Below are 20,206 nucleotides of genomic sequence, written 5' to 3' on the forward strand. Positions count from 1 at the left end.
TATATACCTAAAAATTATTTTCAAAAATATCCTTCAATGATTTGTTATAATTTTTCGGATCAAGCTCTCCATCTCCGAGGTACAGACCAAAGCTTTCCTCATGATACGTGTGAAACGTATTAGTTAACTTTCGCTCTTCAATTACCGACAGCATGTCCACGATATAATTAAGCCCGCCTTTACTCTCTGCGTAATTCCCCTTGTACAAGCCCCATTCTCCAAGATATAGGGGAACATTGTTCCTCTGGCCCCAAGCGAGAAACTGATCAATACTGTACGCAAGAAATTGTCGCGTATATTTTTTCCTCTTATCTGGCCAAGAACCACCATCGCAATTTTTCATCGCAGAATCCCACGGGATCCCCTGATGGGTATAATAATACGGATCGTAGGTATGGAAGGTATAAATAATATTATCCCCTTTTAGCCGGAAAAAATTCATATCCTTATCATTAATCCATTTTTTGTTAATGGAATTAACTCTTTCCACAATAATAGGGTGGTTCGTATCGACCTTGCGAATACTATCAACCAATCTCTGTGCAAGAAGCTTCCACTCATCTTTAGATTTCGGCACACCTGGCTCATTAACCAAGTCATAGCCAAGAATTACAGACTCGTTTTTATAGCGCTCGGCGATCGCCTTCCACATAGCAATCAATCGATCTTGTAACTCCGGCTTCCGCCACAGATCCCACCCCGTGCCATGGGACTGAAAACCGCCTTGAGGAACATGCATATTCAATATCAAATAGACACCGTGCTGCCTAGCCCATTCGATATTGGTGTCGATCCAGCCCCAGCCATCATCCAAATAATGGTAGGGGTTATCGTCTGCCTCGAGAGTGCGATAATTTAGATAAAACCGCACCAAATTCATTCCTAAGTCTCTCACCCGCTGGTAGTCTTCTTTACCGTGGTGCAAACGAGGAATTCGTTCGTCACTCCAAACACGGTTCCCGAAAGAAATACCGCGCAAAAATACCGGCTCTCCTCCACTATCAATAATATGTACGCCTTGAGTTTTAAGAAACGCAAACGATTGATCCTCGGCAAATGCACCGTAAGATGCCGTACCCCATAAAAACACACACACCAACAAAACATGTTTAATCACTTGGGTTTCCATACTCACCCCTTATTTCAAAAACCAAACTTCGGCGTTGTTTTTATACTAATTTAGCGGTCCCCAAGGTAACACACCGACGGTTTACGATTATTAACTGTGGACCTCAAGTCAACAGTAAAGACCCATGTTATGCTCAAAATTTGACTACCATCATTTTTTGGGGAATAGCACTTGATATCCATTCAACTAAAACAGGTGTTACTCACTATTATCATCTTCACGCTTACTGGCTGCGGCGGGGGAAGCTCAGCCCCCACCGGGGGCAATGATACTGCAGGACCAGCGCCAACATTATCCCCCACTGCAGAGCCTCCAGTCACCCGGGAACCGACACCCGAACCAACGCCTGCGCCACTGGCTCCAGACAGAGCTTCCGATCCCGCACTCCCCTCACCTGAGAGTAACGACTATAGCTCGGCAGTGGCAAGCGCACGCTTTCTGACGCAGGCCACCTTTGGCCCAACTGCAAAAAGCATTTACGCGGCTATGGCGAAAACCCGAGAGCAATGGATCGAAGAACAGTTTGCCAAACCGCAAACCAAACATTTAGCGCTTCTGGACGCTCGCTTAGCTGAAATAGGGTTTGACCCAGCGCCCGCAGCTGAGAACGACGACGAAGGCTGGCTTCGCGATATACAGCGCAGCGATATCTGGTGGGAGTCGACCATCTGGGGCGAGGATCAGCTACGGCAGAAAGTCGCTTACGCCATCAGCCAGATATTGGTTATATCCAACGTATCCGACGTGCTTTATAACGATTCCCGCGGAATCGCAAACTATCACGATATCCTCGCAGAACACGCCTTTGGTCATTACCGCGATCTATTAGAAGCGATTACGCTTAACCCGATGATGGGCGAATACCTGAGCATGATTCGCAACGAAAAGGCCGACGAGCAACGCAATATTCGCCCAGACGAAAATTACGCGCGGGAAATCATGCAGCTATTCAGCATCGGCTTGGTCGAACTAAATATAGACGGTACGCCTAAACTGAATGCCAATAGCCATTTAATTCCAACCTATAGCCAGGAGGACATTAAAGCCCTGGCGCGTGTGTTTACCGGCTGGAATCACGCTACCATCACACAATGGTGGGAGTGGGTTAATAGTGGCGATAGTGAAACCTTAGCGATGAAACCCTTTAGCCAGTATCACGATAATAAAGAAAAAATTCTCTTTAACAATAAAACGATACCCGCCTCTCAAACACCGCAGGCAGATATCGACAACGCACTGGATATCCTTTTTGCTCACAACAACATTGCTCCCTTTATAAGTAAACAGCTTATTCAACATTTGGTCACCAGCAACCCGGCACCGGAATATGTTGAACGCGTGGCAACAGTCTTTAATAACAATGGCAGTGGCGTAAAAGGCGATATGAAAGCGGTCATAAAAGCCATTCTGCTAGATGACGAAGCCACCAACGGCCACATGCAGAATCCGACAAGCTTCGGAAAATTGCGTGAGCCGCTACTAAAGCTTGCAGCTATTTGGCGAGCCTTTAAGGCGCAAGGCGCTCCCGTGGAAGAGGCCAGCGGCGAAATCTCGCAGAACCGTTTGCGGCAACGCGCTACCGACCAGAAGCTCGGTCAACGGCCCTACGGTGCGTTCTCCGTTTTTAATTTTTATCGGCCCGATTACCAGCAGCCAGGAGCAATTAAAGATAACAATTTACTATCCCCTGAATTTCAGATCATGACCGAGAGCCTACTGGTATCGGCAACCAGCCATCTTGGAGATAATCTTTACTGGCGCGACACCGAAGGCAGCTGGCCTAAATCTGAAAAAGTCGGCCACAACTGGGATATGTATCCTTCACAACTGTATCTGGCAGAAGAAAAAGCTATAGCGAGCGATACCCGCGCGCTACTCAACCGCATTAATTTATTGTTGATGGCCGGTCAGATGTCGGAAAATCTATACCACACCCTGCTCACATTCCTAAACGATTTCGCGCCCTACACTTCCGCCGAAATGAAAATATACGATGCGATTTTTCTTACCGTGGCATCACCGGAATTCGCTGTACAGCGCTAAGGAGGCAAAAATGAATAAGCCCCGTACACCCTTGTCTCGCCGAGATTTTCTCAGCCGCTGCTCAACACTCGCACTGGGTAGTAGCAGTGCACTTGCCACCATGACTCAACTGCAACTGGCCCACGCTGAAACACAACCGCAGGATGATTATAAAGCCCTAGTGTGCGTATTTTTATACGGTGGCAACGACGCGTTTAATATGGTTGTACCGCGCAGTACAAGCGCCTATGCCGATTATTCTGCAACACGGCAAGGGCTCGCCGTTTCGAATAGCGACCTTATTCCCATCAGCTCCAACCAGCAAAATGGGGCCGATTATGGCCTACACCCGGCACTTACGGATATCGCAGAACTCTACAGCCAGCAAAAACTCGCTATTCTCGGCAATGTAGGTGCATTGGTAGAACCCACCACCAAAGCGGCCTATCAAGCAAAAACAGCGACACTTCCACCGCAACTATTTTCTCACAACGACCAACAAAATTTCTTACAAAGCCTGCAGTCCACAACCAAACGCAACGGCTGGGCAGGCCGTGCGGCAGATGTCCTCGGTAGCTTGAACACCAATACACGCTTATCCATGAATATATCCATGAGCGGCAGCAACCTCTGGCAGTCAGGCGCCAACGTTATCCCATATTCTGTTAATCCCGAAGGGCTGGAAAATATCAAAAATTTAAATCGTAAAGCCGACCCAGATACCGAAGCCTGGGAGCTTGCCAGAGTACGCGTTTTCGAGAATATTTTGGCGCAACCACAATCCCACATTCTAGCTAACGCTTACTCGCAACAGCTAACCAAGGCCTGGGATTTATCAGATGAAGTTGGCAGTGCATTGGAAACTATCCAAACCATCAACACTCAATACCCGGAAGATAATCGTCTCGCTACGGGTTTAAAAATGACGGCAAATTTAATGGCCGTTCGCCAAACACTCAAGGTATCCCGCCAGACTTTTTTTATTGGTGTAGGTGACTTCGACACCCACGGCGACCAAAATCGTCGCCACAACTTGTTAATGGCGCAAGTGAATAATGCGCTAAAAGCCTTCTACGAGACAACCGTCGAACTGGGCATCGCCGACAAAGTCACTACTTTCACCACATCCGATTTCGGACGAACGCTAACCAGTAACGGCGATGGCACCGACCACGGCTGGGGCAGCCATCAATTTATACTGGGCAACTCTATCGCTGGCGGTGATATCTACGGCACCATGCCGGATCTCGCCATTGGCAGCAGCGACGATATGGGTGAGGGACGTATTATTCCCACGACAAGCATGGATCAATATGCCGCGACTCTGGCAGGCTGGTTTGGTTTGCCAGCCAGCCGTTACGGGGAGGTATTTCCTAATTTGGGGAATTTTGATATCACAGATTTAGGCTTTACAACTTAACCGATGGCTAACAGCTTGTTTAAACAACGTAGGCGAGACCGCCAGCAAAATAAGCGAAGTTTATAGCGAATAGCAGATAATTTTTAACTGCCTGCTAAGGGTAAATATAAAACAGGTAAGCCAAATAATGTAAAACGCTACCCGCCATCACAAATAAATGCCAGATAAGATGATGATAGGGCATAGATTTTCGAAGATAAAACAAAACGCCGAAGCTATAAAAAAGCCCTCCAGCGACCAGCAGTGTAATGCCATTTGAAGGAAAATTCGCTGACAGCGGTTTAATCGCCAGCAGAATGAGCCAGCCCATTCCGAGATACAGAGCTATAGCAACCTTGCGGTAGGACTTTTTCGCCACCAGCTCCAGATAAAGGCCAGCAACAGCCAACAACCAAACACTGGAAAACACAAGCCATCCGTAATCATCCCTTAAACTGGTTAAGGTAATCGGGGTGTAGCTACCCGCGATCATCACATAAATAATGGCGTGATCCACCCGGCGCAACAGAACTTTGCGCTTTCCCTGTGGCAGGGCATGGTAGATCGTGGAGCTCAGATACAGGGCAATAAGACTACAGCCATAAATCAGGCCACTAAGGACCTGCCAAGCATCGTTATTCTGAGAAGCTCGAATTAGGATCAGCGTCATGCCGGCAATACTAAGCAGCACACCCAAACCATGTGTGCCACTATGAGTTAGCTCTTCGCGGTAGCTGTATTGAGCAGCCATGGAGATCCCCTATACAACGCGTTAGTGGGTATTAACGGTATTCTAAGCTATATTAAGTTTCAGGAATATTATGAGTCCTGTCGATTAGTGGTACCGGCAGGCGATAGGGAAACATTTAGAGCCGCTTAACAGAGAGCCGTCGCAGCGTGAATGTGGAGACAGCGACTTTTTACAACCGCTAGGTGGCCATTTTGAAAATAGCCACCACAGGCACTATTTTCGTACTCTAAAACTCCCGTAGAGCGCACAAAGAAAGGTGATTAAGAAACACGTTGAGGTTATCGCCAAACCATCGGCCATGGATAAGTTAAAAATGACCAACGGTGTTTTTCCACAAGAGTCCTGTACCATAAACAAGGTAGGCAACCACTCATCCAAACGCGCCCAGGTAGGAAAGTTAGCGACTAAACTACAAGCACCATTTTTCTCCCACCCGTATTCAATCGCCAGCAATGCCCATACAACCGCCATCAAACCAACGGTAAGGCCCGTTTCTATGATGATAATTACACGCATTGGCCAGAGCCGTTTACGTACCGCAAGCCCGATAAAGGCAAACAACACCATAAAGGTCATCCATACGCGGGTATAAATACACAGCTCGCAAGGGTAGTACATTAGTACTTCTTGAAAAAAAACAGCCCCTGCTTCCAGCCCAAAACAAATCACGATAACAGCCAACCAAGCCTGCCATTTCTCACCCAGAGTCCAGATAAAGCTGAATTGTTTTTCCATGTTTCGGATTGTTCTTGTATTTAAAATGCGTGAATATTCATAAGCTGGGGCGTGGTGTTACGCAACCCCCGACACCAAAGACCACAAGTTTTAAATGGGGTTCACCTATTCGCCCCAATTCGCTCAACTTATTATTTTATTCGATATTCCGCCGAACGCGCATGAGCTTCCAGTTTTTCTCCGCGAGCCAAGGTCGAAGCTACTTTACCCAGCTCGGAAGCGCCTTGCGGTGAACAGTAGATAATGGAAGAGCGCTTAACGTAATCGTACACCCCTAACGGGGAAGAAAAGCGTGCGGTACCAGAAGTGGGTAATACATGATTCGGACCTGCACAATAATCCCCCAGAGATTCGGATGTGTGACGGCCCATAAAAATAGCCCCGGCGTGACGGATATCCGGTAACAGCGCCTCTGGATCGTCTACCGAAAGCTCTAAGTGCTCAGGCGCTATATAATTCGCCAGCTCAACCGCTTCCTTCATATCGCTAACCGCAATTAACGCTCCCCGGTTTTTCAGCGACACGGAAGCAATCTCTGCCCGCTCTAGTGTCGGTAACAATGTTTCAATACTTTGATAAACCTTATCCAGGTAGTCGGCATCAGGACAGATGAGTATCGATTGAGCATCTTCATCGTGCTCGGCCTGAGAAAATAAATCCATCGCAACCCAGTCGGGGTCGGTTTTGCCATCACAGACAATTAGTATTTCCGATGGCCCCGCGATCATATCGATATCCACTGTACCGAACACCTGACGCTTAGCCATGGCCACATAAATATTACCCGGACCAACGATTTTATCCACTTTGGGAATTGTCTCAGTGCCGTAAGCCAAAGCACCTATCGCTTGCGCCCCCCCAATAGTAGCTACGCGGGAAACACCGGCAACTGCGGCAGCAGCCAAAACAATATCGTTCAACTCGCCGCCGGGCGTAGGGGTGACCAATACCACTTCTGGCACGCCAGCTACCTTTGCGGGAATCGCAGCCATTAAAACGGAAGACGGGTACGCAGCCTTGCCGCCGGGGGCGTATAAACCCACGCGATCCAGTGGAGTCACTTTTTGCCCGAGTACGTTGCCGTTATCTTCGGTGTAACGCCACGATTCCTGCTTCTGATGCAGGTGATATTTTTCGATTCGCTCTGCCGCCAACCACAGAGCATCGGCCTGCGCTTTGGGTATGCGGGCCAGAGCATCTTTTAATTGCGAACTTTCGATAATAAATTCTGAGGCATGCTCCACCTCTCGATGATCAAACCGATTGGTAAACTCCACCAACGCAGCATCACCCTCGGTCCGAATTCGCGCGAGAATATCACTTACCACATTGTTTACGTCGTTATTAACCGACTCTTCCCAACGCAGCAAACTGCGAATGCGTGCGCTGAAATCGGTATCGGTTGAATTCAATCGGTTGATCAACATTTTTCTTCCAAGTCCTTAAGCCGTTATGCCGCCAAGCGCTCTCTGACAGCCGTACCAACCGCATCGATAAGCGCTTCAATTTCTTTGTGCTTCATTTTCATTGAAGCTTTATTCACAATCAGGCGGGAACTGATATCACCAATCACATCCCTTGGTTCCAGGCCATTCGCCCTCAGCGTATTGCCGGTATCCACAATGTCGACAATTTCATCACACAGATTCATTACCGGAGCCAGCTCCATCGCACCATACAGTTTAATAATGTCGGCCTGACGGCCCTGCTCTGCATAATAGCGCTTGGCCAAGTTTACATATTTTGTTGCCACACGAATGCGACCGGGTTTAAGCGTTTCACCTTTCATACCCGCAGTCATCATTTTACATTTAGCAATATGGAGGTCTAAAGGCTCGTAATAGCTTTTGCTGTTGTGCTCTATCAAGGTATCTTTGCCGGAAACACCAACATCGGCCGCACCAAATTCTACGTAGGTGGGAACATCAATACCTCGTAAAATTAACAGGCGAACATTTTGCGAAGTGGTTTCAAAAATCAATTTGCGACTTTTTTGAATATCTTCCAAAGGCTCAATACCCGCCGCCGCAAACAGCGGTAGTGTTTCCTCGAGTATACGTCCTTTGGTCAGAGCAATGGTCAATGGCGACATTTGTCTTTACCTATTTGTCTTCACTTTAATTAACCGGGCACGCGTCGTATATCGACACCCAGTTGCTGCAATTTTTCTTCAATACATTCGTAACCGCGATCAATATGGTAGATACGATCTACCACGGTTTCACCTTCGGCCACCATCGCGGCAATCACCAGGCTGGCAGAAGCTCGCAAATCGGACGCCATAACCGGTGCACCCTTAAGCTTCTCTACGCCGGTAATCAGGGCAGTATTGCCTTCGAGCGTTATATTGGCGCCCATTCGGTTCAACTCATGGACTTGGATCAAACGGTTTTCAAAAATACTTTCGGTAACCGCACCAGTCCCTTCTGCTATGGCGTTCATTGCTGTGAACTGCGCTTGCATATCTGTCGGAAACGCTGGGTAAGGTGCCGTGCGCAGGCTAACCGCTTTCGGGCGCTTGCCCTTCATATCCAGAGAGATGGTGTTTTCACAAACCTCGACCTCCGCACCGGCTTCTTCCAGCTTTTGAATGACCGATGTCAGAATATCCGCGCGAGTACCGCGTAACTTTATCGAACCACCTGTAGCCGCTGCGGCAACGAGGTAGGTGCCAATTTCAATGCGGTCAGGCATCACCGTGTAGGTACAGCCGTGCAGCTCTTTTACACCTTCAATTCTGATAGTGCCAGAGCCGATGCCGCTGATTTTCGCTCCCATGGCCACTAGGCATTCAGCCAAGTCCACCACTTCCGGCTCACGAGCCGCATTTTCGAGAATTGTTACGCCATCGGCCAAAGCCGCCGCCATCAGCAGGTTTTCCGTTGCACCCACGCTAACCTTATCCATGGCGAAACGCGCGCCTTTCAAACCATTGGGCGCCCGGGCTCGAATGTAGCCCCCGTCCACTTCAATCTCTGCACCCATGGCTTCCAGCCCTCGCAGATGGATATCCACCGGCCGACTACCAATGGCACAACCACCGGGGAAGGACACATCGGCCTTGCCGAATTTGGCCAAAGTCGGTCCCAAAACCAAAATAGAAGCGCGCATGGTCTTTACCAGCTCGTAAGGTGCTTCGTAATCGGTCAGAGTCGTCGGATCAACTTCAACACACATTTTCTCGTTAATGGTGATCCCCACCCCCATACAGCGCAGCAACGCGAGCATGGTAGTAATGTCGTTAAGGTGCGGCAAGTTGCAAATATTCATTGGCTCACTGGCCAGAAGTGTTGCCGCCAAAATAGGCAAGCCCGAGTTTTTGGACCCGGAAATACGTATTTCGCCGCGAATACGAGCGCCACCCTGAATAATCAATTTATCCATTAGAAAGTCTTTTTAGGTGTTTTGAGCGGCCCACTGAGCCGGTGTGAAGGTTTTCATCTGCACGGCATGAACATCACCACTGGAGATGGCATCATTCAGCACACTGTATACCAGCTGCTGCTTTTTAACCGGAGTTAAGCCTTCGAATGCGGGGCTGATAACAACAATCGCAATATGGCGACCATCATCAGTGGTAACTTGTACTTGGGCATCATCAATGGACGATTCCAGAAGGGATTGTATTTCTGCGGGCTGCATGGATTGGGCCTTTATCAAAAGTCAAAAACTACACGTTGGAGTTGCGCCGCTATGGACACCACTCAAAAAGGCCGCCATTTTAATCAAAAAGCGGGTGCTTAGCACCCGCTATTCCTGAATAGGGCTATTTAGGACTTACCAGGGGCTTTGGCCCAGCTGGCAATTGCCGCATCAAGATTGCCACCGCTCTCTTTCACGCTCTGCGCAAACTGACTGCGGAAAGTCTTGCCCAGGTTCACACCGTCGAGCACCAAATTCAGCACTTTCCATTGCCCGGATTTACCCAAGCCGAGTGAATAAACAATGTAATTGACGCTGTCAGGGCTGGTAACTTTTTGCACAATACTCGCTTTTGTCTTGGTGATTTTGCTCTCTTCCTTCAACAGTTCAATACCAAAATCCATGTTCTGCGACATACCTTTGGCATAAGTTTCCACCAAACTACGACGAAACACGACTAAAAACTGTTCCTGTTGTGCGTCTGTCGCCTGCTCCCAATAGGTATCTCCCATCACATTTTTAGCAATAAAGCTAAAACCTACCATGGGCTCCAATACTGTTTCGATATTGCTGTAGAAACCTTCCGGGTCAGCCTTAAGCTTGTCCTGCTGAGTCCGCGCAATATCCAATAACTGGTTGGTAAGCGACTCAACAACAGCCCCTGGCTCAGCACTGCTCTCATCTGCTTGAACACCTTGAACAAGAGCCAAAAGAAAAAACAGGCTCGCGAGTATTTTTTTTGCCCATCCAGACAACGAAAATACCCAATGACCTAAACGAGCACACAATACTTCCACGGTAAATCTCCTTAATAGTGAAAAATAGACAACACCTGAGTAACGAAAAACAGTCGCCGCAGGTAACAAAACAGATAATAGCAATAGAAAGCTGAATATACGTTTAACGCGTATGCGCACAATGTGTTTGCACTGTACTAACGGGCCACTATAAGATTGCGGCCTTTCAATGTCGCTGATGCAGACCGCCATTTTAGAGAATCCACCGAAGCGAAAACAGCGCTTTTTCTCTTTTGTAACATATTGAAACACGAGACACCTTATTTATGCTCGACTCCATTCCGGTAATCGCTCAGGTTATCGCCTCCATTTTGGTTGGTTTTGCCGGTCTAATCTGGAGTGCCGACCGTTTTGTTGGCGGGGCTGCATCCCTGGCAAAATTCTTCGGTGTTACCCCCCTGATTATCGGTTTAACCATCGTATCTTTTGGCACCTCTGCACCGGAAATCATGGTGTCTATCAGCGCCTCCCTTAAAGGTGCTGGTGATTTGGCAGTGGGCAACGCCATAGGCTCAAATATCGCGAACATTGGCTTAGTGCTGGGGGCCACAACACTGGTTGCGGCGATACCCGTGCAAAACCACATCCTGCGCCACGAAATGCCCGTATTACTGGTAGTGACTCTGGTTGCCGGCTATTGCCTGCTCGATGCCACGCTTACAGCAGTTGAAGGCTTGTTCCTCATCCTCACCCTGGTGCCAGCGATCCTATATTTAGTGAAGGTGAAGCAGCGTGAATTTTCTGAAATTGAAATTGCAGAAGAAGAGGACATCGCAGAAATGCCTCGCAGCACTGCAATATTCTGGCTGATCGTAGGCCTCGCGATCCTAATGCTCAGCTCCGAATCCCTGGTTTGGGGAGCAAAATCCGCCGCCGAACTCGCCGGTGTCAGTCCACTCATTATCGGCTTAACCGTAATAGCAATAGGTACCAGCCTGCCGGAGCTGGCTGCCTCCATGGTCAGCGCCCTGCGCGGTCATCACGATATTGCACTGGGCAATATTATCGGCTCCAATATGTTTAACCTGATGGCGGTTATGTCGATTCCCGGCATTGTTTCCACCACCACAATGGAAGCATCCGTATTTTCTCGCGATTACCTGGTTATGCTGGGGCTTACGCTACTCTTATTTATATTAATCGTGAAAACCCTGTGGTTTCACCGAAAAACCGGAGAAGCAAAAATAGGTCGCCTGATCGGTATCATCCTGCTCTGTGGATATATCGCCTATTATATTGTCCTATTTCAGACAACTTCCGCATAAAACAAACGATACCATGACCCACAACTTTGACTTTATCCATTCGGCAAAACGCACCATTAGTATGGAGCTTGATGCCGTTGCACGACTAAACGAGCGTATCGACAACAACTTCGAACTTGCCTGCCGGGCCATACTTAACAGCCACGGACGCGTAGTGGTTTCGGGTATGGGTAAGTCCGGCCATATCGCAAAAAAAATTGTCGCCACACTGGCCAGCACAGGTACGCCGGCACTTTTTGTTCACCCTGCCGAGGCAGGGCATGGTGATCTGGGCATGGTCACCAAAGACGATCTCTTTATCGCCATTTCCAATTCAGGCTCATCACCCGAGCTAACAGCGCTGCTGCCCACCATCAAACGCCTGGGCATAGTACTGATAGCGATGACAGGCAAAGCCGCCAGCCCTCTCGCAGAAGCGGCCGATATCACACTCGATATCAGTGTTGAAACCGAAGCCTGCCCACTAGACCTAGCCCCCACATCCAGCACCACCGTCAGCCTGGTAATGGGCGACGCCTTGGCCGTCGCCCTCTTGGAAGCACGTGGATTTACGGCGGAAGATTTTGCATTTTCCCACCCCAGTGGAGCGCTCGGTAAAAAGCTGCTATTACATGTTAGTGACGTAATGCACAGCGGCGACGCGCTCCCTGCTGTCCAGACCGGCTCCAGTCTGATGGACGCTCTTGCCGAAATGAGTAAAAAAAGCTTTGGCATTACCACTGTCGTCAGTAGCGAGGGCGAATTGTTGGGTGTCTTTACCGATGGTGATTTGCGCCGCTGTCTAGATGGCGACCTCGATGTTAAAACCAGTATTATTGACCAGGTTATGAGTACAAACCCACGCACAGTTCTACCCACCGCACTGGCGGCCGAGGCGTTTAACCTGATGGAAACCCACAAAATTACCGCCTTGGTCGTAGCCGACAACAACCACCCCATTGGCATACTCCATATGCACGACATGCTGCAGGCAGGACTGGTATGAAGCACCTATCTCTAGAACAAATTGATGAAAAAGCCCGCGCCATAAAGCTATTGCTGCTAGACGTGGACGGCGTACTAACCGATGGCAAACTTTATTTCAGCGGCGACGGCTACGAAATGAAGGCCTTTCACACGCTGGATGGCCACGGCATGAAAATGCTGCGCAACTCCGGTGTCGAAGTGGGTATTATTACCGGTCGCAACAGCCCCATCGTCGCAAGGCGTGCAAGCGACCTCGGCCTAAAACTCCTCAAGCAAGGGCGCGAAGATAAATTTGTTGCTCTGCAGGAGTTACTAGAAGAATACCCCTGCGAACTCGAAAATATTGCTTTTATGGGTGATGACTACCCCGATCTAACCGTTATGTGTAAAGTCGGCCTCGCGTTAACCGTAGCCAACGCCCACCACGAAGTGGTCGAAAATGCCCACTGGCAAAGCTCCGTTAACGGCGGAGAAGGCGCCGTGCGCGAGGCGTGCGATCTTATTATGAAAGCGCAGGGCACTTACAAAGCCGCTTTAGATAAATACTTGAGCTAAACATGGTTAAAAACCGGCTATACATACTGTTTATATGTTTGGGTATTAGCGCCATTGTTATGCTGTGGGACTCTTCCGAGGAAATTCTGACTCCACCTAAATGGCAGGACGAAGATGGCCACAGCTTTCCCTATGCTGTCGCTAAAGATGCTTCAACTCAGCATTTTGGCGATCAAGGCAAACTTGATTATTCTTTTACCGCCAGCAAACTGGAACACTATCGAGTCGAAAGCGCCGACAATAAAACCTCAGCAGAAGAATACACCCTTATTTTTGAGCCTCGCTTTGAAATATATGAAGAAAAAGCGCCTTGGCAAGTAGAGGCGGAAAACGGAAAATTAGTGAGAAACACCGAGCAAATTACACTGTGGAATAATGTACGTATCTGGCAATCGGAAACGCTGAGCAACATCCAGCCGACAGAATTGAATACCAGCTCACTCACAATAAATCCCGCAGAAAAAGTCGCGTACACGCAAGAGCCTGTTAAAATACACTCGGCCTACGGCGAGATAGATGCCGTGGGTATGACCGCAGATTTTCGACAACGAAAAATCAAACTCCACAATAAAGTGAAGGCGATTCACAGAAACCCTACGCAAGCAAACCGAGATGATACTGAATCACTACCTGAATAATTTCGCTTGCCGAATGTTTAGCACTATTTTGCTGATATCCATGGGCGGCAATAGTCTCGCCCTCCCCAACGACCGCTTTCAAGATTTAAGTATTCAAGCCGACAGCGCCGAACTGGATGACCAAAACGGCACGACCACGTACGCCGGCAAGGTTATTGTGGAACAGGGCAGCATGAAAATTACGGCAGCGAAGGTCATTATCTACGGCCGTAACGACAACTATTCCATGGTTGTCGCCACAGGAAAACCCGCTCGCTTGAGCCAAATCCCAAAAAAGGGTCAGGAGGCAGTTACAGCGCAAGCTAATCGCCTTGAGTACCGCATTACCGATGAAACCCTGTTTCTGATTGATAACGCAGCATTTAAACAGGAAGGGACCAGTCTGAGCGGCAACCGCATTGAATACGATGTTAAAAGAGCCGTGGTAAAAGCGGGCGGAAAAAGCGATGCTTCCGGCGATGACCGCCGGGTAAAAATGGTCATCCCCCCTAAAGCCCTTTCCACTGAAGAACAGCCGCAAGAATAACGAGAACCCAACACCCCAATGCCTAAACTACACGCGCACCACCTAGCAAAGAGCTACAAAGGCCGCAAAGTTGTAATCGACGTTTCCATCTCCGTGGAGGATGGACAGATTGTCGGTCTACTCGGCCCCAACGGGGCCGGAAAGACCACCTGCTTTTATATGATTGCCGGTATCGTTAAGGCAGACCGCGGCGATATATCCATTGGCGATACCGATGTAACCCATATGTCTATGCATGAACGAGCCCGCCAGGGCTTGGGTTACCTGCCCCAGGAAGCATCCGTGTTTCGCAAGCTGACCGTCGCCGATAATATTATGGCGATTTTAGAAACCCGCAAAGACTTGCGCCGAAAACAGCGCCATGAAGCCATGGAACAGCTGCTCAATGAGTTCCACATTCAGCATATTCGCGACAGCTTGGGCATGGCCCTCTCCGGCGGCGAGCGCCGCCGCGTTGAAATTGCCCGCGCTCTCGCCACCGAGCCACAATTCATATTGCTCGACGAACCCTTCGCCGGAGTGGATCCCATCTCCGTCAGTGATATTAAGCAGATAGTCCAACACTTGAAGCAGCGCGGTATCGGCGTACTGATTACCGACCACAACGTACGTGAAACCCTCGATATTTGTGAAAAAGCCTATATAGTATCTGAAGGGCACATTATTGCGGAAGGAAGCGCAGAAGTCGTTCTCAGTAACCAAAAGGTACGTGAAGTCTACCTTGGGAAACACTTCACGCTATAAGTCGCGCCAATACTTGACATTACCCGCCAGCCAGCCATATCTACCGGCACAATCTTTGCTTTAAAAGGATTGATTGTCCCGACGGCGGAGACTAAACTACGTCTAATCCGCACCGACTCCGAGCAAGCCCAAATGCCAATTGGTGCCCGATCTAATTTTCACGGGAAGTTAGTAGTCGCCATATGAAGCAGTCCCTCCAACTAAAGCTCGGCCAACAACTCACCATGACACCGCAGCTGCAACAGGCCATCCGTCTCTTGCAGCTTTCCACGCTGGATCTTCAGGCAGAAATTCAGGAAGCTCTCGACTCAAACCCAATGCTCGAGACCTCCGAAGAGGGTGAAAATACCGGTACCAGCGGAGAGCAAAGCGAAACGCCAAATAGCCAGAGTCAGGAAGCCAGCCCGACGAATAGCGACGACAAGCCAGAAAAGCCCGATACCGACTGGAACGAAGATAACATTCCCACCGATCTCGCCGTCGACACCAGTTGGGACGACATCTACGAGACCGCACCCAGCGGCTCAGGCCTTGCCAAACCAGACTCGGATGACTACGATTTTGAATCTCGTCGCGGCACAGCCGAAACCCTGCAAGACCACCTGCACTGGCAACTAAACCTTACTCCCATGTCGGATCTGGACAGGGAAATAGCGGAAACGATAATCGACGCCGTAGAGCCGAACGGATTGCTGGGGCAAAAGCTGGATGACATGTTCTCCGGCCTACAAGCTCACCACGAAGAGCTTGAGATGGACGAAATGCTGGCAGTTCTACATAGGGTTCAACAGTTCGATCCTCCTGGCGTACTCAGCCAGGATATCCGCGAATGTCTGCTAACTCAGCTGCGACAGTTGCAAAGTGACACCCTTGATATTACCCACGCCAAAGCTCTGGTTAATGATTATTTGGACCTGCTCGGCGGCCGCGACTTCAAACAACTGATGCGAAAACTGCGCATAAAAGAGCCCGAACTACAGGCCGCCATTCGCGTCATTCAAAGCCTAAACCCACGCCCAGGGGAATCCATAGGCAGCGACGAAACCGAGTATGTCGTGCCAGACGTTTTCGTCAGCAAAGTGAATAACCGCTGGATGGTACAACTCAACCCCGATATCGCACCCAAGCTGCGCATTAATACCAGCTACGCCTCCCTCGTCAAACGTGCCGACTCCAGCTCAGACAACACCTTTCTACGCGACAATCTGCAGGAAGCCCGCTGGTTTCTGAAAAGTCTGCAAAGCCGCAACGAAACCTTACTCAAAGTATCCACCTGTATTGTGGAAAAACAGCAGGGCTTCCTCGACTACGGCCCGGAAGCAATGAAACCCATGGTGCTGCACAACGTCGCTGAAATAGTGGAGATGCACGAATCCACCATTTCTCGTGTAACCACCCAAAAGTATATGCACACACCCCAAGGTATTTTTGAGCTGAAATACTTTTTCTCCAGCCACGTCGCCACCGATTCAGGCGGCGAATGTTCCTCTACCGCCATTCGCGCCATCATCAAAAAACTTGTGGCGGCAGAAAACCCACGGAAACCGCTAAGTGACTCTAAAATTACTGGACTGTTAGCCGAGCAGGGTATTAAGGTAGCGCGCCGAACCATTGCAAAGTATCGCGAATCCTTGCACATACCACCCTCGAATGAACGCAAGCGACTGGTTTAAATTCAAGGCTTTTTTGATTTCTGTCCTGATAACGACTTGGAACCTCAATGAATGCTGGTAGAATGCGCGCCAGTTTGCAGCTCCGGGTCGCAAACATGGGCGTTATCGCTCCTGTTTCCGCCTTATACCTCCTAAAAGCGCTTACTACGCGCGGCTGGAAAGGACACGTAAAAACGTTATTACTATGCAGATATCAACCATTCTTACCGATGAACGCTGTAAAGCCAAAGCTACCGACGCCAGCAAAAAGCGTGTACTGGAAAGCCTAGCCAGCCTATTCGCCAGCGACCTACCCGATACAGACGAAACCACCATCTTTCAATGCCTGATCGCCCGCGAACGCTTAGGCTCGACCGGTATAGGCCAGGGCGTCGCCATCCCCCACTGCCGTTTATCCGCTTCGAATCAAACCCTCTGTGCTTGTATCACTCTCGATCATCCCGTCGATTTTGATGCCGTCGATGGAGCCCCGGTAGATGTTATTTTCGCCATCCTTGTCCCTGAAGATGCCGAAGACTCACACCTTCAAACTCTCGCCACCCTTGCCGAAGCCTTACAGAATCCGAACTTCACACGTAAACTAAAAGCCTGCAGCAGCAATGAAGAATTGTTTCGTGTCGCGGCTGGTGTAAACTGATAACCATCTAATATCAGTAAAATTACACACTGCGGGTAAGGGTTTACCCGTACAACGCTTACGATTTTATCCCCCTTTGGTATATACCCATGCGCCTGCTTATACTCAGCGGAAGATCTGGCTCAGGTAAGAGTTCTGCTCTACACCTCTTGGAAGACGAGGGTTTCACCTGTATTGATAACTTACCCGCCAACCTGCTGCCCGCTTTAATCGAGCAGATCGGCGACCGCATCAGCAGTGAAGAGCAGCGCTTTGCGATAGGGATTGATGCGCGCAATATCTACGGTGACCTCAGCAAACTCGCCGAGCTGATAGATAGCTCCGGTATTGAACGCAGTGAATACCAAATTGTTTTTCTCGACAGTTCCCGAGAAATACTGCTTAAGCGCTTTAGTGAAACCCGCCGCAGACACCCGCTCTCCGATGAGTTTATCGGTTTGAACGAAGCCATCTCACGGGAAAAAAGCATACTGCAGCCCATTGCCGCCGCCGCAGATGTCACCATCGATACCAGCCACCTGAGCCTGCATGAGCTGCGCAGTGCCATCAAACATATTGTCGTGGGTTCTGACACCAAAGGCATGGCACTAATGTTTAAATCCTTTGGCTACAAATACGGCGTACCTGTCGATGTAGACTTTGTCTTTGATGTACGCTGCCTGCCCAACCCTTACTGGAGTACCCAATTGCGAGACCACACCGGGCTGGAACCTCCGGTAATAAGCTTCCTCGACGCAGAAAACGAGGTGGAAGAAATGTATAACGATATTCTGCAGTTTGTACGCAAATGGATCCCACATTTTGAAAGTAACAACCGCAGCTATTTAACGGTCGCCATTGGCTGTACCGGCGGTTGGCACCGCTCTGTCTATATGTGCGAAAGACTCGCCAAAACACTTAAAGGCGACTATACCAATGTACAAACACGCCATCGCCAACTGGAAAATGTACCCGGTCATTAGGGTCGGCTCGTAGACCCTAACACGGAGCAGTGGAAACTCTATGCAGGAAAAGCAGATTCAAATTATCAATAAACTCGGACTGCACGCCCGGGCTGCAACAAAGCTGGCCAACCTATCCAATCGTTTCTCTTCCCGTATTGAAGTTGTCGCTAAGGGAAAAGCTACCGACGCCAAAAGTATTATGTCTCTGATGTTATTGGCCGCGTCCAAGGGCACAGATATTACGCTGCGCACCGATGGTGAAGACGAAGAAGCCGCAATGGGCGCCCTAATCGAGCTTATCAACAATCGTTTCGACGAAGCCGAATAATACATTTCAAAATTAAGTGATTTGCGGAAGCCTTTGAAAAGGCTACAATTTCCGCAACTCAAAACACTCGACCCAAAATCGGACAACGCAATGCCGCAGGCCGTCGAACATATCGAAAACCAACCTCACGCCCACCTAAGCAAGGTGCAGGCGCTGCTGGACAGCGGCACCTTCCGCCAGGTTCGACGCATGCTTAATGGGTTGCGCCCGGTGGAAATCGCGCGACTCATCGAATCCTCCCCGCCGGCCTCGCGAACCGTTCTGTGGGAACTGATCGAAAAAGATATTTCCGGTGAGGTGCTGGAAGAGCTGTCTGTTGATGTACAGAGTGTCTTCCTCAAGAAGATGGACACCGAAGAACTGGTGGAGCTGACCGAAGGCCTAGATACTGATGATGTCGTGGATATCCTCCAGCAGTTCCCGGAAAAGGTTATCCAGGAAGTACTGGAAGCTATGTCCGACCAGGATCGCGGCCGTATTGAGGCCGTAATCGCCTACGACGAGGAAACCGCCGGAGGCCTGACCAACACCGATACCATTACCGTACGTCCACGTTTCACATTAGACGTCGTACTACGCTACCTACGCCGCCACACCGAGCTGCCGCCATCTACCGACAGCCTTATTGTGGTCAACCGCAAAGACGACTACCTGGGCCTGCTACCGTTGAGCACACTGCTCACCAACGACCCCAGCGTAACCGTGCGCGAAGTTATGGTGACCGATACCAACGCCATTCCCGCCGGCATGTCCGATAAGGACGTCGCTAAACTGTTCGAACAGCACGACTGGGTCTCCGCTCCTGTCGTGGACGATCAGGGCAAGCTGCTGGGCCGAATCACCATCGATGACGTGGTAGACGTAATTCGCGAAGACGCCGATCACTCATTGATGAGCCTCGCAGGTCTGGATGAAGACGAAGACACCTTCGCCACCGTTGGACGCTCCATCCCGCGTCGCGCTGTCTGGCTGGGAATCAACCTGCTCACTGCCATTTTGGCGTCCTCCGTGATCAGTCTATTCGATGCAACGATCGATAAAGTCGTAGCGCTCGCGGTTCTAATGCCCATTGTCGCCAGTATGGGAGGGGTTGCCGGTTCGCAAACCCTTACCGTGGTCATTCGCGGTATGGCACTGGGCCATATTGGTTCCAGCAACCTGGGCTGGTTACTCTCCCGTGAGGTGCGGGTAGGATTGGTAAACGGTGTGCTCTGGGCTGCAGTGATGGCGGCCCTTGCTGCCTGGTGGTTTGACGATATCACCATAGCCATTATTTTAAGTACCGCCATGGTTATCAACCTGGTAACGGCGGCCCTCGCCGGCGCACTACTGCCGGTTACACTCAAAGCAATGAAAATCGATCCCGCGCTAGCCGGAGGCGTAACCCTTACCACCGTCACCGATGTGGTAGGCTTTTTCGCCTTCCTGGGATTGGCGACTTACTTTTACGGTTAA

General features: G+C 49.7%; 21 protein-coding genes. 13 read left to right on the forward strand and 8 right to left on the reverse strand.

Annotation, left to right across the window (positions count from 1 at the left end; all coding sequences use genetic code 11):
• Positions 1 to 7: 7 nt before the first annotated feature.
• Positions 8 to 1,129, reverse strand: a complete 1,122-nt coding sequence (locus H5715_RS13075; RefSeq protein ID WP_139309880.1) for a glycoside hydrolase family 5 protein — start codon at positions 1,127 to 1,129, stop codon at positions 8 to 10.
• Between the two features lie 171 nt (positions 1,130 to 1,300).
• Here H5715_RS13075 and H5715_RS13080 point away from each other — a divergent pair, with 171 nt between their 5' ends.
• Positions 1,301 to 3,172: a DUF1800 domain-containing protein gene (locus H5715_RS13080; protein WP_246434538.1), complete on the forward strand. Its 1,872-nt coding sequence runs from the start codon at positions 1,301 to 1,303 to the stop codon at positions 3,170 to 3,172.
• A gap of 10 nt (positions 3,173 to 3,182) precedes the next feature.
• Complete coding sequence (locus H5715_RS13085) at positions 3,183 to 4,571, forward strand: DUF1501 domain-containing protein (protein WP_075187270.1); 1,389 nt, start codon at positions 3,183 to 3,185, stop codon at positions 4,569 to 4,571.
• Positions 4,572 to 4,665: 94 nt separating this feature from the next.
• Here H5715_RS13085 and trhA read toward each other — a convergent pair whose 3' ends face one another.
• From trhA to H5715_RS13120, 7 genes are all read right to left on the reverse strand, one after another.
• The gene (gene trhA, locus H5715_RS13090; protein WP_075187269.1) at positions 4,666 to 5,301 is read right to left on the reverse strand and encodes a PAQR family membrane homeostasis protein TrhA; all 636 of its coding nucleotides are present in this window, start codon (positions 5,299 to 5,301) and stop codon (positions 4,666 to 4,668) included.
• 213 nt (positions 5,302 to 5,514) lie between these two features.
• Positions 5,515 to 6,036 carry a disulfide bond formation protein B gene (locus H5715_RS13095; RefSeq protein ID WP_075187268.1) on the reverse strand — a complete coding sequence of 174 codons (522 nt, stop codon included), beginning with the start codon at positions 6,034 to 6,036 and terminating at the stop codon, positions 5,515 to 5,517.
• Between the two features lie 131 nt (positions 6,037 to 6,167).
• Positions 6,168 to 7,463 carry a histidinol dehydrogenase gene (gene hisD, locus H5715_RS13100; RefSeq protein ID WP_075187267.1) on the reverse strand — a complete coding sequence of 432 codons (1,296 nt, stop codon included), beginning with the start codon at positions 7,461 to 7,463 and terminating at the stop codon, positions 6,168 to 6,170.
• Positions 7,464 to 7,486: 23 nt separating this feature from the next.
• The gene (gene hisG / locus H5715_RS13105) at positions 7,487 to 8,128 is read right to left on the reverse strand and encodes an ATP phosphoribosyltransferase (RefSeq protein WP_075187266.1); all 642 of its coding nucleotides are present in this window, start codon (positions 8,126 to 8,128) and stop codon (positions 7,487 to 7,489) included.
• 29 nt (positions 8,129 to 8,157) lie between these two features.
• Entirely contained in the window at positions 8,158 to 9,420 is a 1,263-nt protein-coding gene (murA, locus tag H5715_RS13110) for a UDP-N-acetylglucosamine 1-carboxyvinyltransferase (RefSeq protein WP_075187265.1), read from the reverse strand.
• A 12-nt stretch (positions 9,421 to 9,432) separates the two neighbouring features.
• A complete protein-coding gene (locus H5715_RS13115) occupies positions 9,433 to 9,678 on the reverse strand; it encodes a BolA family protein (protein WP_075187264.1) in 246 nt (81 codons plus the stop codon).
• A gap of 128 nt (positions 9,679 to 9,806) precedes the next feature.
• The gene (locus H5715_RS13120; RefSeq protein ID WP_246434540.1) at positions 9,807 to 10,475 is read right to left on the reverse strand and encodes an MlaC/ttg2D family ABC transporter substrate-binding protein; all 669 of its coding nucleotides are present in this window, start codon (positions 10,473 to 10,475) and stop codon (positions 9,807 to 9,809) included.
• 266 nt (positions 10,476 to 10,741) lie between these two features.
• On the opposite strand from H5715_RS13120, the gene H5715_RS13125 reads away from it, so the two are divergent.
• The 11 genes from H5715_RS13125 (at position 10,742) to mgtE (ending at position 20,206) form a co-directional block, all read left to right on the forward strand.
• Positions 10,742 to 11,740 (forward strand): calcium/sodium antiporter, encoded by a 999-nt coding sequence (locus tag H5715_RS13125; protein ID WP_075187263.1) that lies wholly within the window; start codon positions 10,742 to 10,744, stop codon positions 11,738 to 11,740.
• A 13-nt stretch (positions 11,741 to 11,753) separates the two neighbouring features.
• Entirely contained in the window at positions 11,754 to 12,725 is a 972-nt protein-coding gene (locus H5715_RS13130) for a KpsF/GutQ family sugar-phosphate isomerase (RefSeq protein ID WP_075187262.1), read from the forward strand.
• Positions 12,722 to 13,261, forward strand: coding sequence for a KdsC family phosphatase (locus H5715_RS13135; protein WP_075187261.1), 540 nt, complete (start codon positions 12,722 to 12,724; stop codon positions 13,259 to 13,261). Before H5715_RS13130 ends, H5715_RS13135 begins: the two co-directional genes overlap by 4 nt.
• A gap of 2 nt (positions 13,262 to 13,263) precedes the next feature.
• Positions 13,264 to 13,899 carry an LPS export ABC transporter periplasmic protein LptC gene (gene lptC / locus H5715_RS13140; protein ID WP_075187260.1) on the forward strand — a complete coding sequence of 212 codons (636 nt, stop codon included), beginning with the start codon at positions 13,264 to 13,266 and terminating at the stop codon, positions 13,897 to 13,899.
• Positions 13,900 to 13,912: 13 nt separating this feature from the next.
• Positions 13,913 to 14,425 (forward strand): lipopolysaccharide transport periplasmic protein LptA, encoded by a 513-nt coding sequence (lptA, locus tag H5715_RS13145; protein ID WP_075187304.1) that lies wholly within the window; start codon positions 13,913 to 13,915, stop codon positions 14,423 to 14,425.
• 18 nt (positions 14,426 to 14,443) lie between these two features.
• On the forward strand, positions 14,444 to 15,169 hold the full coding sequence (gene lptB, locus H5715_RS13150) for an LPS export ABC transporter ATP-binding protein (protein ID WP_075187259.1): 726 nt from the start codon (positions 14,444 to 14,446) through the stop codon (positions 15,167 to 15,169).
• A gap of 182 nt (positions 15,170 to 15,351) precedes the next feature.
• On the forward strand, positions 15,352 to 16,842 hold the full coding sequence (locus H5715_RS13155; RefSeq protein ID WP_075187258.1) for an RNA polymerase factor sigma-54: 1,491 nt from the start codon (positions 15,352 to 15,354) through the stop codon (positions 16,840 to 16,842).
• Positions 16,843 to 17,026: 184 nt separating this feature from the next.
• Entirely contained in the window at positions 17,027 to 17,479 is a 453-nt protein-coding gene (gene ptsN / locus H5715_RS13160) for a PTS IIA-like nitrogen regulatory protein PtsN (RefSeq protein ID WP_075187257.1), read from the forward strand.
• Positions 17,480 to 17,568: 89 nt separating this feature from the next.
• A complete protein-coding gene (gene rapZ, locus H5715_RS13165; RefSeq protein WP_075187256.1) occupies positions 17,569 to 18,441 on the forward strand; it encodes an RNase adapter RapZ in 873 nt (290 codons plus the stop codon).
• Positions 18,442 to 18,481: 40 nt separating this feature from the next.
• A complete protein-coding gene (locus tag H5715_RS13170) occupies positions 18,482 to 18,751 on the forward strand; it encodes an HPr family phosphocarrier protein (protein WP_075187255.1) in 270 nt (89 codons plus the stop codon).
• Positions 18,752 to 18,841: 90 nt separating this feature from the next.
• On the forward strand, positions 18,842 to 20,206 hold the full coding sequence (mgtE, locus tag H5715_RS13175; protein ID WP_075187254.1) for a magnesium transporter: 1,365 nt from the start codon (positions 18,842 to 18,844) through the stop codon (positions 20,204 to 20,206).

This window comes from Teredinibacter haidensis (assembly GCF_014211975.1).
GTDB classification, from domain to species: Bacteria; Pseudomonadota; Gammaproteobacteria; order Pseudomonadales; family Cellvibrionaceae; genus Teredinibacter; species Teredinibacter haidensis.

What these genes read in the sequence shown, in the direction of transcription:
- H5715_RS13075 (WP_139309880.1), bottom strand. Translation starts at nt 1,129, where the DNA reads ATGGAAACCCAAGTGATTAAACATGTTTTGTTGGTGTGTGTGTTTTTA.
- H5715_RS13085 (WP_075187270.1), top strand. Translation starts at nt 3,183, where the DNA reads ATGAATAAGCCCCGTACACCCTTGTCTCGCCGAGATTTTCTCAGCCGC.
- trhA (WP_075187269.1), bottom strand. Translation starts at nt 5,301, where the DNA reads ATGGCTGCTCAATACAGCTACCGCGAAGAGCTAACTCATAGTGGCACA.
- H5715_RS13095 (WP_075187268.1), bottom strand. Translation starts at nt 6,036, where the DNA reads ATGGAAAAACAATTCAGCTTTATCTGGACTCTGGGTGAGAAATGGCAG.
- hisD (WP_075187267.1), bottom strand. Translation starts at nt 7,463, where the DNA reads ATGTTGATCAACCGATTGAATTCAACCGATACCGATTTCAGCGCACGC.
- hisG (WP_075187266.1), bottom strand. Translation starts at nt 8,128, where the DNA reads ATGTCGCCATTGACCATTGCTCTGACCAAAGGACGTATACTCGAGGAA.
- murA (WP_075187265.1), bottom strand. Translation starts at nt 9,420, where the DNA reads ATGGATAAATTGATTATTCAGGGTGGCGCTCGTATTCGCGGCGAAATA.
- H5715_RS13115 (WP_075187264.1), bottom strand. Translation starts at nt 9,678, where the DNA reads ATGCAGCCCGCAGAAATACAATCCCTTCTGGAATCGTCCATTGATGAT.
- H5715_RS13125 (WP_075187263.1), top strand. Translation starts at nt 10,742, where the DNA reads ATGCTCGACTCCATTCCGGTAATCGCTCAGGTTATCGCCTCCATTTTG.
- H5715_RS13130 (WP_075187262.1), top strand. Translation starts at nt 11,754, where the DNA reads ATGACCCACAACTTTGACTTTATCCATTCGGCAAAACGCACCATTAGT.
- H5715_RS13135 (WP_075187261.1), top strand. Translation starts at nt 12,722, where the DNA reads ATGAAGCACCTATCTCTAGAACAAATTGATGAAAAAGCCCGCGCCATA.
- lptC (WP_075187260.1), top strand. Translation starts at nt 13,264, where the DNA reads ATGGTTAAAAACCGGCTATACATACTGTTTATATGTTTGGGTATTAGC.
- lptA (WP_075187304.1), top strand. Translation starts at nt 13,913, where the DNA reads ATGTTTAGCACTATTTTGCTGATATCCATGGGCGGCAATAGTCTCGCC.
- lptB (WP_075187259.1), top strand. Translation starts at nt 14,444, where the DNA reads ATGCCTAAACTACACGCGCACCACCTAGCAAAGAGCTACAAAGGCCGC.
- H5715_RS13155 (WP_075187258.1), top strand. Translation starts at nt 15,352, where the DNA reads ATGAAGCAGTCCCTCCAACTAAAGCTCGGCCAACAACTCACCATGACA.
- ptsN (WP_075187257.1), top strand. Translation starts at nt 17,027, where the DNA reads ATGCAGATATCAACCATTCTTACCGATGAACGCTGTAAAGCCAAAGCT.
- rapZ (WP_075187256.1), top strand. Translation starts at nt 17,569, where the DNA reads ATGCGCCTGCTTATACTCAGCGGAAGATCTGGCTCAGGTAAGAGTTCT.
- H5715_RS13170 (WP_075187255.1), top strand. Translation starts at nt 18,482, where the DNA reads ATGCAGGAAAAGCAGATTCAAATTATCAATAAACTCGGACTGCACGCC.
- mgtE (WP_075187254.1), top strand. Translation starts at nt 18,842, where the DNA reads ATGCCGCAGGCCGTCGAACATATCGAAAACCAACCTCACGCCCACCTA.